The sequence below is a fragment of the Nocardioides pacificus genome, from assembly GCF_054775955.1.
Genome location: NZ_BAAHCI010000005.1, coordinates 1569472 through 1581781, shown reverse-complemented (window position 1 = coordinate 1581781; position 12310 = coordinate 1569472). Strand labels below are relative to the sequence as shown.

Below are 12310 nucleotides of genomic sequence, written 5' to 3'. Positions count from 1 at the left end.
AGGAGAACCGATGTCCCTGCTCGCCCGCCTACTCGCCCGCCTGGCCTCCCCGCTGGCCCCCGCTCTGGCACTCGCGCTGACGGCCACCGTGGTCCCCGCAGCCTCGGCAGCGCCCGAGCCGGGCACCCCGGCGTACGTCGCGCGCGACGCGGCGAACATCGCCGACGCCTACGGCCGGATCACCGGACCGGGCGGCCAGCTGCGCAACCCCGCCTACCTCCCGGGGCTGGTCACCAGCGCCACCCAGGTGAGCGTCGCTCAGCTGCTGGCCCAGGTGGCGACCCCGGCGCGGCTCGCGCTGACGCCGGGTCTGGTCGTGCCGGGCTGGAACGCCGGCAACCCGCTGCGCGCCGGCTGGGCAGGCACCCGCGGGATCAGCCGCAAGGTCACCTTCACCAACCGGTACGGCGCGCTGCTGCGCGGCACCGTGCACGCCCCGCGGCCGGGCGCCCGCGACCCCTACACCGGCAAGCGGCTGCGCGGACCGTTCCCCGGCGTCGTGATCACCACGGGATCGGTGCAGGGCTCCGAGGGGATGTACCTCTGGCTCGCCCAGGACCTCGCCGAGCGCGGCTACGTCGTGCTGACCTACGACGTCCAGGGGCAGGGCACCAGCGAGACGCTGCCTCACGAGGGCCCCATCGACGCGCTGCCCTTCTGCAACCCGTTCGCCACCCCGCGCGACGGTGAGCAGCTGGGCTGCCCCGGCGTCCCGTCCCAGCAGCTGTCGAACTTCGTGGTCGGCACCGAGGACGCCCTCGACTTCTTCGTCTCCACCCCGGCCCGGCCCTATGCCAACCCGGCCGCCGCGGGCGCCCCGGTGAGCGGGCACAACCCGCTGTGGCGCCGTTTCGACCGCTCGCGCGACCCGCGGCCGCACACCCCGGGGCGCCGGATGCGGATCGCGATCGTCGGGCACTCGATGGGCGCTGCCGCGGTCTCCAAGGTCCAGGCCACCGACCGGCGGGTGGCCGCGGTGGTCGCCCTCGACAAGCTGACCGGACCCGATTCGGCGGGTCTGCTGGACGGCACCGGCAACCGACCGGTGGTGCCCGCGCTGGCGCTGCAGTCGGACTACGGCTTCACGGTCTCGCCGTACCTCACCAGCGGCGGCAGCTCGCTGTCCCCGTCCCTCTCCCCGCAGGGCCCCGACCCGCGTCGCGAGCGCGCCACCGGCTTCGACGCGTGGCGGCGCGCCGGCGTCGACGCGATGCTGATGGTCCCGCGCGCCTCGACGCACCTGGACTACACCGACATCCCGCTGGTGCTCCCCGCGAGCCGCTGGGGGCAGGCGCTGAGCAGCGTCTACGTCCAGCGGTGGCTGGACCGCTACCTCAAGCACCGCCGCAACGACCGGGCCCTGCTCGCGAAGCGGTTCCGCTACCTCGAGCCGACCGGCGGCGGACGCTGGGACCCGGTCACGCTGCGCCGCGACGAGCTGCTGAGCTTCTACTACTGCTCGGCGTACGGCGTGCGCCGAGCAGGTGGGGGTGGCGTCCTGCTCGACGGCGACATCAACGACGCCGGCTGCTGAGCCCCAGTCGGTCAGCCGGTCAGCCGGTCAATCGGTCAGTCGGTCAGTCGGTCCACAGCGTCCACGGCGCCGAGCAGTCGACGTCCGGCAGCTCGGGGCGCGGCTCGTCCGCGAGGCGCCAGATGGTCGAGTCGCAGGGCTCACCGGCCACGACGTACCGCTCGGCGAGGAGACCGCGCAGCTCACCCGACTCGTCGATCTTCCAGGAGTTGGCAGAGATCAGCTCGGCCACCCAGGTGGGTGCCTCGGGTCCGGCGAGGAGCGCCTTCAGATCAGTGAGCTCGGGGTCGAGCGTGCGCATCGGCAGGCTCCACAGGTGCTCGTAGGGCGAGCGCAGCCCGGAGGCCTCCTCGAGCGCGGTCATGCCATAGAGCGTGACGACCGTGTCGTCGGGCTCGGCCACCTCCTTGATGGCGGTGCCGATGTTGTGCGACTCCGGGCCGAGCAGGCCGGTCGTGCGCGTCGCCGTCCACTGCACCAGCAGCACGACGGACAGGGCGCAGGCCGAGAGCGTCAGGAGCCGGGTCGCGCGCCGGCGCCAGCCGGGCAGCAGCGCGACGAACGCCACCGCCAGCGCGACGCCGGGGACCAGCGGGATCAGGTAGGCGCGCCAGTAGCTGCCGCCCAGCGCCACCCCGACCAGGTCGACCGCGAGCATCGCCCCCAGCGCGGTGAGCTCCGGCGCATGGTGGGGCACCAGGTGCCGCACCGAGCTCGCGAGCAGCACGAGCGCCGGCGCCATCCCCGCGGTGACGAAGACCAGCAGCAGCAGCGCTCCGCGGATGAGCACCATCCGCATGCTGCCGTCCGCGATGACCGCGGAGGCGTCCGAGCGGAACCCGAGCACCTGATAGCTCAGCGTCTCGAGCCGGATCCCGTGCGACACCGCCCAGGCCACGGTGGCCACGACGGGCACGGCGGCTCCCGTGAGCAGTGCGAGCGCAGCGCCGACGCACTCGCGCACGCTGACCCGCCCGGCGAAGGTCGCCCCCACCCAGAAGACCCCGGCGAAGACCAGCCCGCCGACGAGGCTCTGCTTCATGCCGACGGCGAGCGCACCGGCCGCGCCTGCGGCCAGGAGCAGCGCGACGCGGGACAGGCCGGGCGGACGCCGCACCGCCGCGACCGCCCACCAGCACGCCAGCGCCACCAGTGCGGTCCCGAAGACCTCCCCCTTGCCGGTCCACGCGTTCAGGTAGGGGTTCGCCAGCAGCCCGACCGCCATGATCGTGGCCCAGCGCCCGGCCACCGGTCCGGCGACGAGGGCCGCGAGACGGTGGACGGCGACCACCAGCAGCGCCGCGAAGACAGCGGCGAGCAGGCGAGCGCCGTACGCCCCGGCGGCGAGGTCGGAGAGCCGGATGGTGCCGATCAGGATGGGGGCCCGGTCGACCCAGTAGGTGCCGTAGAGACTGTCGGGCGTCGGGTCCCAGGCGCGCGAGACCAGCAGGAAGCCGGCCTCGTCGGAGCTCAGCGGCCAGAGCAGGCCGGGGAAGCGGGCGAGCACCACGAGCACCACCGCCAGCGGCAGCAGCCGGCTGGAGGGGCGCTCGACATCGGGTGCGGCCCCGGTCGTGGGCACGCTCAAGGGCCCACCGGATCGGCTTCCCGGGCAACGGCCAGGGGGCGCCGCCCGAAGCGGGTCGCGAAGCCCCATCCGGTGACCCGCCACAGCGACTCGAGCGCGATGGAGCCGCTCATCTTGGACTCGCCGAGGGTCCGCTCGACGAACTCGATCGGGACCTCCTCCACGCACAGGCCGGCCTCGAGCGTGCGGCGGGCCAGATCGATCTGGAAGCAGTAGCCGAACGACTGGACCGAGGCATAGTCGATGGCCCGCAGCGTCGACGCGCGGAAGAGCCGGAACCCCCCGGTCGCGTCGCGCACGGGGATGCCGAGCAGGAGCCGGGCGTAGAGGTTGCCGCCCTGCGAGAGCAGGCGGCGCGAGAGCGCCCAGTTGACGACCGACCCACCCGGGACCCAGCGCGAGCCGAGCACGAGGTCGGCGCCCGCGTCGATGGCGCGCAGCAGGTCGGGCAGCTGCTCGGGCTGGTGGGAGCCGTCGGCGTCCATCTCCCCGATGACGTCGTAGCCGCGCTCCAGCGCCACCGTGAACCCGTGCACGTAGGCCGCGCCGAGGCCGGCCTTCTCCGTGCGGTGCACGACCTGGACCTGCGCGTCGGCCGCGGCCAGCAGGTCGGCCACCTCGCCGGTGCCGTCCGGGGACCCGTCGTCCACGATCAGGACGTCGGCCTGGGGCACGGCCGTGCGGACCCTGCCGACGATCCAGGCCAGGTTGTCGACCTCGTTGTAGGTCGGCACCACGATCACCGTGCGCATGCGACTCCCCCGTTCTGACGTGCCCGTCCGACTGAGCGGCCAGCGTGGCAGGCCACCACCGACACAGCGGTGTCCCCGCCCCGGCGCGCGCATGAACCGCCTTCGAACATCACGTGCCCCGCACATTCTCCACGTCCGCCGGCGCGCCTCTCCTCGCGGGGTCCTGCGCCCGGGTCGCCTACGGTGCTGCTCGTGACCCGGTCTCCTGATGCCCCCCATCCCATTGGCCAGCCTGTTCGCCAGCCCGTGCCCGGACGCGTCGCCTGGGCGATCTATGCCGATGTGCTCGCCCTGCTCGTGCGCGCCCAGCTCATCGCCGCCGGCGTCGCGGCGGTGGCCATCTTCGTGCTGCTGCGGCTCGGGGAGGACTGGGGCCTCGCGGTGATCCTCGGGAGCGTCGCCGGGGGGCTGACGTTCCTCGCAGTGCTGTCGCGACGCTCGCGGCAGATCACGGAGTCACTGCTGCGGGCCCCGACACCCTGACGGGACTGCACGTTCCCGGCTCGGCGGCCCGGCTTCGCCTGCGTGGTGCCCCCGGTGGGACTCGAACCCACACTGAGTCGCTTTTAAGGCGATTTCCTCTGCCATTGGGATACGGGGGCTCGGCCGGGGCCGCGGGTCCTACTGGTAGGTCTTGCGGGCATAGATCGCGTGGGCACCCGCGGCCCGGTCGAGGAACAGCAGACCCTCGCAGTGGTCGATCTCGTGCTGCAGGGCCCGCGCCTCGAAGGCGTTGGCGCTGAGCTCGACCTGCTCGCCGGTGCCGGGCAGCTGACCTCGTACGACGAGCCGCGTCGCACGCTTGACGTCGCCGGTGAAGTCGGGCACCGACATGCAGCCCTCGCGGGCCTTCTCGTTGCGCGAGGACTCGACCACCACCGCGTTGCACAGCACGAACGTGCCGTGGTGTTCCCGGGTCTTGGGGTGCGCGGAGACGTCGACGCAGAAGACCTTCGCCGAGACGTCGACCTGGGGCGCGGCCAGCCCGACGCAGCCGGGACTGACGCGCATCGTGGCCACCAGGTCGGCGGCGAGCTGGACGATGTCGGGGGCGGTGGGGTCGACCTCCGCACCGACGGTGGAGAGCACCTTCGCGGGAGCGCGCACGACATCGAGGATCCTGCCCTCGACGCCCAGCTCGTCCTCGGTCCAGGCGGCGAGGCGTTCGTCGATCACAGCTCGTCGGCCTCCACCGCACGCAGCGACACGTCCACCCCGAGGGCATCCGCGGCGTCGCGCAACGCCGTCTCGACGGCCTCGACGTCGGCACCGGAGGGCAGGTCGACCTCCGCGATCAGCAGGTAGAGATCACCGGCCAGCCGGGTCGTGAGGTCGGTGATGTTGCCGCCCGCCTTCGCGACCTCTCCGACGATCGTGGAGACGATGCCGGCCCGGTCGCCGCCGTGCACAGTCAGCACCCACGACGTACCCCCCACCGCGGCGGTGTCCTCGCGCGGCACCTCGCGGACGGTGACGGTCAACGTGCCGTCGGCGGTCAGCGGGGCGAGGCCCTCCACGATCGCGGCGTCGGTGGCGTCGCCCTCGCAGATGAGCGTCATCGCGAAGTGACCCCGCAGCAGGGTCATCGTGGTGTCCTCGAGGTTGAGGCCCAGACCGGCGAGGATGCCCGTGGTCTCGGCGATGATGCCGGGTCGGTCGTGGCCGAGGACGGTGATGGCGTGGAGGGTCACCCGGGCATTGTCGCAGCCCGGCCGAGCACGTCGTCCAGCATGGTCTCCGTGAGCCGTCCGGTGAAGGTGTTCTGCTGGCTCGGGTGATAGCTGCCGATGAGGGTCACAGGAGGCAGCGCGCTGCCCTCCGGGGCGGCCAGAACCGCCTCGACGCCGTGCCCGAAGCGCGGCTTGGGCCGCGGGACGCCGTACCCGATCGCGCGGTAGGCGCCGAGGGCTGCATCCCACCCGAATCCGCCCAGCGCCACCACCGCCCGCACGCTCGGCGCGACCAGCGCGAGCTCGGCGTGCAGCCACGGCGCGCAGGTGTCGCGCTCCTCGACGCTCGGCCTGTTGGCGGGCGGGGCGCAGCGCACCGCCGCCATCATCCGGGTGTCGATCAGCTCCAGCCCGTCCCCGGCGTGCACGCTCGTCGACTGGTTGGCGAGCCCGACCCGGTGGAGGCTCGCGAACAGCCAGTCCCCGGACCGGTCGCCGGTGAAGATCCGCCCCGTCCGGTTGCCGCCGTTGGCCGCCGGCGCCAGCCCGATGATCAGCACCCGCGGGGTCGGCGACCCCCAGCCACCGATGGGCCGGCCCCAGTAGGGCTCGCCCCGGAACGACGCCCGCTTGGAGTGCGCCACCTCCTCGCGCCAGGTGACGAGGCGGGGGCAGGCCCGGCAGACGGAGACGCGGGCGTCGAGGGCGGCCAGGGCTGCCGTTTGGTCCCCAACGGCAGCGATTTCGGGATGGGGGTGGTCGTCTGTGACCAATCGGCGCACGTCGTCGGCGTCCTGCGCGACCGGCGTCGCCTGGTCCGCCGGGTCTCCGGGCCAGCCGGTGCCCGGCGGGACCGGGGACGCGAAGAGGTCCCCGGTGAGGGGATGGGGCAGGAGCTCGCTCACTCCCCCATCCTCACCGAGGACCTCGTACGACGGATCAGGTGGCGCCGCGCGGTTCAGTAGCCGGCCGGCGGCGGCGTGACGCCGGGCGTCACGCTGACATCACCGGGGGCGCCGTCACTGCCGTCGTCCTTGCGGACCTTGTCGGCCGCGGCGGACGCAGCGGTCGTGACCTTGTCCTTCACCGCGTCGGCGACGACGGGCGCCTGGGTGGCGACGGTGTCCTGGGCGGACTTCGCCGCGCTCTGCACCTTGGGGTTGCCGGCCACCTTGCGGGTGGTCGCGGCGATCTGCTCGTAGCGCTCGCGGCCCGCACGGGCACCGAGGACATAGCCGACACCGGCTGCGGCGAGGAGGGGGAGCTTCTTGAACATGGGGGGTTCCTTTCCCTTGAGGGGCTGGAGGAGGTGGTCGGGGGGTGGTGCTCAGTCGCGGCTGCGACGCCGCTTGAGGACGATCAGCCCCACGAGCAGTACGACGGCGCCCGCGACGCCGGCGGACACAGCCGGCTTGGGCTTGCCGTCGGCGTCGGTGGCCTGACGCCGCAGCTCGGCGAGCTTGTCCTGAGCACGGGTCTTGAAGTCGAGCTGGCGCTGCAGGGCGTCGACGGTGTCGGCCAGCTGCTCGCGCTGTCGGGCGATGTCGGCCTCGATGGCCTCGGGGCTTCCCGGCTCGACGGGCTCACCTTCGTGCTTGCCGCTCATGCGTGTCCGCCCTTCAGCGCGTCGACATCGGCCTTGACACTGTGGATGGTGGTCTCGGGCGCAGCCGGCGTCGCCTGGGCGACCTCCTTCTTGCCGACCATCGCCACCACACCGGCCACCACGAAGAGCACGCCGGTCACGATGAGCGCGGCAGCCCAGGCGGGCAGCACGAGGGCCAGGGCGAGGATCGCGGTGGTGATCAGCGTGGCCAGGCCGAAGAAGGCGAGCAGGCCGGCGGCGCTGAACATGCCGATGCCGAGGCCGGCCTTCTTGCCCTTCTGCGTCATCTCCGCCTGCGCGAGGCGCAGCTCACTGCGGATGAGCTGGGGGATCTGCTCCGAGAGCCGATGCACCAGCGCACCGATCGGTTCGTCCGACTGTTGGTGGCTCATGTGCCGTCGGTACCCCCGGCCCGAGGCGACAAACCGGGGTGACGAACAGGGGCGCCGACAGAGGCGCCCCTCAGCTGATCGACCAGCCGATCCCGTCCAGGATGTCGGCCTCGGAGACCGTCACCGTCTCCAGCGTCGTGCGCCGCAGCACCCGGTCGAGGATGAGCGCGCCCGCGCCGATGACGTCGGCGCGGCCGGGGTGCATGTAGGGGAGATCGCGGCGCTGCGCCACCGTCATCCCCAGCAGGCGCTCGACGAGAGCGTGCACCTCGTCGTGACCGAGCACGGACTGGTCGACGACCGTCGAGTCGAACGCCGGCAGGTCCAGGACTCCCGCGGCCAGCGTGAGGACGGTCCCCGCGACTCCCACCACGCTCGCGGCCGCGGCCGGGTCGACCGGGCAGGCGTCCAGCGCGGCGTCGATGTCGGCGATGCACGCGGCCACCTCGTCGGCCGTGGGCGGGTCGGTGTGGAGGTGGCGCTCGTGCAGGCGGACCGACCCGATGTCCATCGAGTACGCCGCAGCCGGGCCCTCCCCGCCCTCGGGGCCGGACGGGCAGCCCAGGATCAGCTCCGTCGAGCCGCCGCCGATGTCCACGACCAGCACCGGGGCGGCGGCCGGCGTACGCAGGTTGCGCACCGCGCCGTCGAAGGCGAGCGCCGCCTCCTCGGACCCGGCGACGACCTCCGGCTCGATCCCGAGCCGCTGCCGCACGCCTGCGGTGAACACCTCGGCGTTCGAGGCGTCGCGGGTCGCGGAGGTGGCGCAGAAGCGGATCCGCTCCACCGGGTGCCGGGCGATCAGCGCGGCGTACTCGTCGAGGGCCGCGAACGCCCGCTCCAGCGCGGCGTCGGAGAGCCGGCCGGTGCGGTCGACGCCCTCGCCGAGGCGCACCATCCGGTTCTCGCGGACGGCGACGTCGGGCAGGTCCCCGATCAGCAGCTTGATGGTGTTGGTGCCGCAGTCGATGGCAGCGATCACGGGGCTGCGTCGCCCGTGTCGCCCGCGTCGGCCCCCGACGCGCCCACGCACGGCCCGCTCTCCCACCAGGCGCCGAGCAGGTCGAGGACCTCGTCGCCCAGCGGGTTCACGCCGCGGCCCTGCGCGAGCGACTGGCCGGCCAGCACGTGCAGGCACTTGACCCGGTCGGGCATCCCACCGGCGGAGATGCCGTGGATCTCGGGCACCTCGCCGATGGCGTAGCGCGCCTCGAGATAGCGCTCGTGGGCGGCGGCGTAGGCCGCGGCCAGCTCGGGGTCCTCCCCGAGCCGCTCCTGCATCCGCTTCATCACGCCGGTGCCCTCGAGCGTCCCGATGCGCGAGGCCGCGCGCGGGCAGGTGAGGTAGAAGGTCGTGGGGAACGGCGTGCCGTTGGGCAGCCGCGGTTCCGTCGTGACCACGTCGGGGTTGCCGCACGGACAGCGGTGCCCGATCTCGTGGATGCCGCGCGGCTCACGGCCCAGCTGCTCGGCGATCGCCGCGACGTCCTGCTCGGCGATGGGTGCTGCCTGGGACTCGGCGGCCTGGTGGTCGCTCACTCGTCGCCCTTCTCGGTGGGGGGTGGGCCGATCTCGTCGGCGGGGCCGTCGTCGGCTCGCGGCGGCCGGCCGGCCAGCTCCATCGAGCCCCAGGCGGTGGTCCACCAGGCGGTGGGCTCGGTGGGGACGACGTCCTGCGGGTCGTGCAGCGCCGCCTGGGCGCCCAGCGGCTCGCCGTTCTCGTCGAGCACCTGGAAGCCGGTCTCGCCGGGCATCAGATAGCCGAGCCGCTCACGCGCCTGCGCCTCGACGTACGCCGGGTCGTCCCACCGCCGTTTCTCGCGCTCGAGCGCTGAGATGTCGGCCTCCCGCTCGGCGATCTGGCTCCGCAGGGTGGACAGGTGGGTGCGCTGCTCGAGGTAGGCCCGCAGCGAGGACGCGTAGGAGACCGCGAGCACCGCGAGCACCAGCACCAGGACCGCCGCCCGACCGGTGAGCCTCGGGCGGCGTCGCGCGGGCCGGCCGCTCGGTGGCGCGGGCGCGACCGACCGGGCGCGCGGGGTGCCCCGCTCGCCCGGTCGTCGACTGCCGCCGGGGCCGCCGCGGCCACTGCCGCGGGCGGACCGTGCGTTGTCCCGTGCACTCACCGTCCGGCCGTCCCCCACTCCTGCAGTGTCTGCTCTGCTCAGGCCTGGAAGCGCGGGAAGGCGCTCGCGCCGGCGTAGCGCGCGGCGTCGCCGAGCTCCTCCTCGATGCGCATCAGCTGGTTGTACTTCGCGACCCGCTCCGAGCGTGCCGGGGCGCCGGTCTTGATCTGGCCGCAGTTGGTCGCGACCGCGAGGTCGGCGATCGTGGTGTCCTCGGTCTCGCCCGAGCGGTGGCTCATCATGCAGCGGTAGCCGTTGCGGTGCGCGAGGTCGACGGAGTCGAGGGTCTCGGTGAGCGAGCCGATCTGGTTGACCTTGACCAGCAGGGAGTTGGCCTGGCCGCCGCTGATGCCGCGCTGCAGACGCTCGACGTTGGTGACGAACAGGTCGTCGCCGACGATCTGGATCTTGTCGCCGAGCTGGTCGGTCATCTCCTTCCAGCCCTCCCAGTCGTCCTCGTCCAGCGGGTCCTCGATGGAGACGATCGGGTACGACCCGACGAGCTCGGCGTAGTAGGCCGTCATCTCGGCGGACGTCTTGGTCCCGCCCTCGAAGTGGTAGGCCCCGTCCTTGTAGAACTCCGACGCCGCGACGTCCATCGCGAGGGCGATGTCGGTGCCGAGCTTGAGTCCGGCGGCCTCGACGGCCTCGGCGATCAGGTCGAGCGCGGCGCGGTTGGAGTCGAGGTTGGGCGCGAAGCCGCCCTCGTCGCCGAGCCCGGTGGCCAGGCCCTTCTTCTTCAGCACCGACTTGAGGGCGTGGTAGACCTCGGCGCCCATCCGGACGGCCTCACGGAAGGTGGGCGCGCCGATCGGGGCGATCATGAACTCCTGGATGTCCACGTTGGAGTCCGCGTGCGACCCGCCGTTGAGGATGTTCATCATCGGGACCGGGAGCAGGTGGGCGTTGGGGCCACCGACGTAGCGGTAGAGCGGCAGGCCGGCGGAGTCGGCCGCGGCGCGCGCCACGGCCAGCGAGACGCCGAGGATCGCGTTGGCGCCCAGCGTGGCCTTGTTGGGGGTGCCGTCGAGATCGAGCATCACCTGGTCGATGAGGCGCTGGTCGTCGGCCGCGAGGTCGATGACGGCGGGTGCGATCGTGTCGAGCACGCCGTTGACGGCCTTCTCGACCCCCTTGCCGAGGTAGCGGTCGCCACCGTCGCGCAGCTCCACCGCTTCGAACGCGCCGGTCGAGGCGCCGCTGGGCACCATGGCCCGGGCGAAGACGCCATCGTCGAGGAGGACCTCGACCTCGACGGTGGGATTGCCGCGCGAGTCGAGGATCTCTCGGGCGCCGACTGCTGCGATGGAAGCCACGTGCAACTCCTGCTGTTCGGAAACGGATGGTGGAGGTCGTGCGGACCGGTGGGTCCTGGGGTCAGCGTATCGGCGACCACCCCTGATCCGGGGAGGCCCGCCCGACCCTGTCGACCGGGCCCAATGACCCGAGTACCCGGCCGGACGGCCCCGTGGTGACGTTGTGGCGACGCTGTGAGTTCCCGCACGTCGCCGTCGCGGGCCACGCCTGCGGCCGTGAGACGGCCGTCTTGGATCGTGAAACCGGACGGCTGCCGGGAATCCCTGCTGCTCCACTCGGTTGCACCTCCGAACACCCCTGAGGGACGGCCACAAGCCCACCCCCGACGAGACTGAACAGGAACTCCCGTGTCGCACACCCCATCGACTCCCCCCTCGAGCAGCTCCGGAGCCACCCCCGGGGCCACCCCCGGAGCCGGCCTCGTCGAGGCACCCAAGCGCAAGCTCTGGCCCCTCCTGCTGGCCGCACTGGTGGCTCTCGCCGTCGTGGTCGGCCTGGTCGTCGCCCTCACCGGCGGTGACGACGAGGACGAGCAGGCCGTCCGCATCGGCGTCGTCGACGCCAGCGAGCCCTACTGGGACACCTACGTCGACGCCGCCGCCGACGAGGGCATCGAGGTCGAGCTCGTGAACTTCTCCGAGTACACCCAGCCCAACCCGGCGCTGAGCGAGGCCGAGATCGACCTCAACCAGTTCCAGCACATCGTCTACCTCGCCGACTACAACGTCGCGAACGACGACGACCTGCAGCCCGTGGGCGCCACCGCGATCTACCCCCTGGGGCTCTACTCCAAGGAGCACGACGCGGTCGAGGACATCCCCGACGGCGCGACCGTCGTGGTCCCCAACGACCCGAGCAACCAGGCCCGCGCCCTGCTCGTGCTGCAGTCCGCCGGGCTGATCGAGCTGACGTCGGGCGGCACGATCTTCTCCGACCTCGCCGACGTGTCCGACAGCTCGCGCGTCGAGGTCAAGGCGCTCGACGCCGCCCTCACCGCTCCTGCGCTGGACGACGTGGCCGCGGCCATCGTGAACAACGACTTCGTGGAGAAGGCGGGTCTGAAGTTCGCCGACGCAATCGCGCAGGACGACCCCAGCGACCCCAACGCGGTGCCCTACGTCAACGTCTTCGCCGCCCGGGCCGCCGACGCGGACGACGCGACGTACCGCAAGCTCGTGGAGATCTACCAGGACACCGCCGCCGTCCAGGAGGGCGTGCAGCAGGCCTCCGGCGACACCGCCGTGCTGCTCGAGACGCCGGTCGCGGACCTCGTGGAGTCGCTGAAGAAGGTCGAGTCCGACACCCGCGACCAGAAGGGCTGACCG

Annotated in this window: 15 protein-coding genes and 1 tRNA gene; 3 read left to right on the top strand and 13 right to left on the bottom strand. The window is 72.8% G+C overall.

The features are described 5' to 3' along the window. Positions 1 to 10: 10 nt before the first annotated feature. Entirely contained in the window at positions 11 to 1534 is a 1524-nt protein-coding gene (locus tag ACYU7L_RS10185) for an alpha/beta hydrolase family protein (protein ID WP_460795792.1), read from the top strand. A gap of 43 nt (positions 1535 to 1577) precedes the next feature. Here the strand turns inward: ACYU7L_RS10185 and ACYU7L_RS10180 are convergent, their stop codons facing one another. Both ACYU7L_RS10180 and ACYU7L_RS10175 read right to left on the bottom strand, forming a co-directional pair. Further along, positions 1578 to 3122, bottom strand: coding sequence for a hypothetical protein (locus tag ACYU7L_RS10180; RefSeq protein ID WP_460795790.1), 1545 nt, complete (start codon positions 3120 to 3122; stop codon positions 1578 to 1580). Next, positions 3119 to 3874: a polyprenol monophosphomannose synthase gene (locus ACYU7L_RS10175; protein ID WP_460795788.1), complete on the bottom strand. Its 756-nt coding sequence runs from the start codon at positions 3872 to 3874 to the stop codon at positions 3119 to 3121. Before ACYU7L_RS10175 ends, ACYU7L_RS10180 begins: the two co-directional genes overlap by 4 nt. A 246-nt stretch (positions 3875 to 4120) precedes the next feature. Here ACYU7L_RS10175 and ACYU7L_RS10170 point away from each other — a divergent pair, with 246 nt between their 5' ends. Next, on the top strand, positions 4121 to 4357 hold the full coding sequence (locus ACYU7L_RS10170) for a hypothetical protein (protein ID WP_460795785.1): 237 nt from the start codon (positions 4121 to 4123) through the stop codon (positions 4355 to 4357). Between the two features lie 43 nt (positions 4358 to 4400). Here the strand turns inward: ACYU7L_RS10170 and ACYU7L_RS10165 are convergent. The 11 genes from ACYU7L_RS10165 to eno form a co-directional block, all read right to left on the bottom strand. Then, positions 4401 to 4476 (bottom strand) — tRNA-Leu (locus ACYU7L_RS10165). A gap of 19 nt (positions 4477 to 4495) precedes the next feature. Further along, complete coding sequence (gene def / locus ACYU7L_RS10160; protein WP_460795783.1) at positions 4496 to 5050, bottom strand: peptide deformylase; 555 nt, start codon at positions 5048 to 5050, stop codon at positions 4496 to 4498. After that, positions 5047 to 5565, bottom strand: a complete 519-nt coding sequence (locus tag ACYU7L_RS10155; protein WP_460795780.1) for a glycine cleavage system transcriptional repressor — start codon at positions 5563 to 5565, stop codon at positions 5047 to 5049. Before ACYU7L_RS10155 ends, def begins: the two co-directional genes overlap by 4 nt. Then, positions 5562 to 6449, bottom strand: coding sequence for a uracil-DNA glycosylase (locus ACYU7L_RS10150; protein WP_460795778.1), 888 nt, complete (start codon positions 6447 to 6449; stop codon positions 5562 to 5564). Before ACYU7L_RS10150 ends, ACYU7L_RS10155 begins: the two co-directional genes overlap by 4 nt. 53 nt (positions 6450 to 6502) lie before the next feature. Next, complete coding sequence (locus ACYU7L_RS10145) at positions 6503 to 6820, bottom strand: hypothetical protein (protein WP_460795775.1); 318 nt, start codon at positions 6818 to 6820, stop codon at positions 6503 to 6505. A 51-nt stretch (positions 6821 to 6871) separates the two neighbouring features. Beyond that, positions 6872 to 7150 (bottom strand): DUF3618 domain-containing protein, encoded by a 279-nt coding sequence (locus ACYU7L_RS10140; RefSeq protein ID WP_460795773.1) that lies wholly within the window; start codon positions 7148 to 7150, stop codon positions 6872 to 6874. After that, positions 7147 to 7542 (bottom strand): phage holin family protein, encoded by a 396-nt coding sequence (locus ACYU7L_RS10135; RefSeq protein WP_460795770.1) that lies wholly within the window; start codon positions 7540 to 7542, stop codon positions 7147 to 7149. The genes ACYU7L_RS10140 and ACYU7L_RS10135 overlap by 4 nt, the downstream gene beginning before the upstream one ends. A 70-nt stretch (positions 7543 to 7612) precedes the next feature. Continuing rightward, positions 7613 to 8524, bottom strand: coding sequence for a Ppx/GppA phosphatase family protein (locus ACYU7L_RS10130; RefSeq protein ID WP_460795768.1), 912 nt, complete (start codon positions 8522 to 8524; stop codon positions 7613 to 7615). Continuing rightward, a complete protein-coding gene (locus tag ACYU7L_RS10125; protein WP_460795766.1) occupies positions 8521 to 9081 on the bottom strand; it encodes a DUF501 domain-containing protein in 561 nt (186 codons plus the stop codon). The genes ACYU7L_RS10130 and ACYU7L_RS10125 overlap by 4 nt, the downstream gene beginning before the upstream one ends. After that, positions 9078 to 9668 (bottom strand): FtsB family cell division protein, encoded by a 591-nt coding sequence (locus tag ACYU7L_RS10120; protein ID WP_460795764.1) that lies wholly within the window; start codon positions 9666 to 9668, stop codon positions 9078 to 9080. Before ACYU7L_RS10120 ends, ACYU7L_RS10125 begins: the two co-directional genes overlap by 4 nt. 38 nt (positions 9669 to 9706) lie before the next feature. Beyond that, the gene (eno, locus tag ACYU7L_RS10115; protein ID WP_460795760.1) at positions 9707 to 10984 is read right to left on the bottom strand and encodes a phosphopyruvate hydratase; all 1278 of its coding nucleotides are present in this window, start codon (positions 10982 to 10984) and stop codon (positions 9707 to 9709) included. Between the two features lie 348 nt (positions 10985 to 11332). On the opposite strand from eno, the gene ACYU7L_RS10110 reads away from it, so the two are divergent. Then, a complete protein-coding gene (locus ACYU7L_RS10110) occupies positions 11333 to 12307 on the top strand; it encodes a MetQ/NlpA family ABC transporter substrate-binding protein (RefSeq protein ID WP_460795758.1) in 975 nt (324 codons plus the stop codon). The last annotated feature ends 3 nt before the right edge of the window (positions 12308 to 12310 follow it).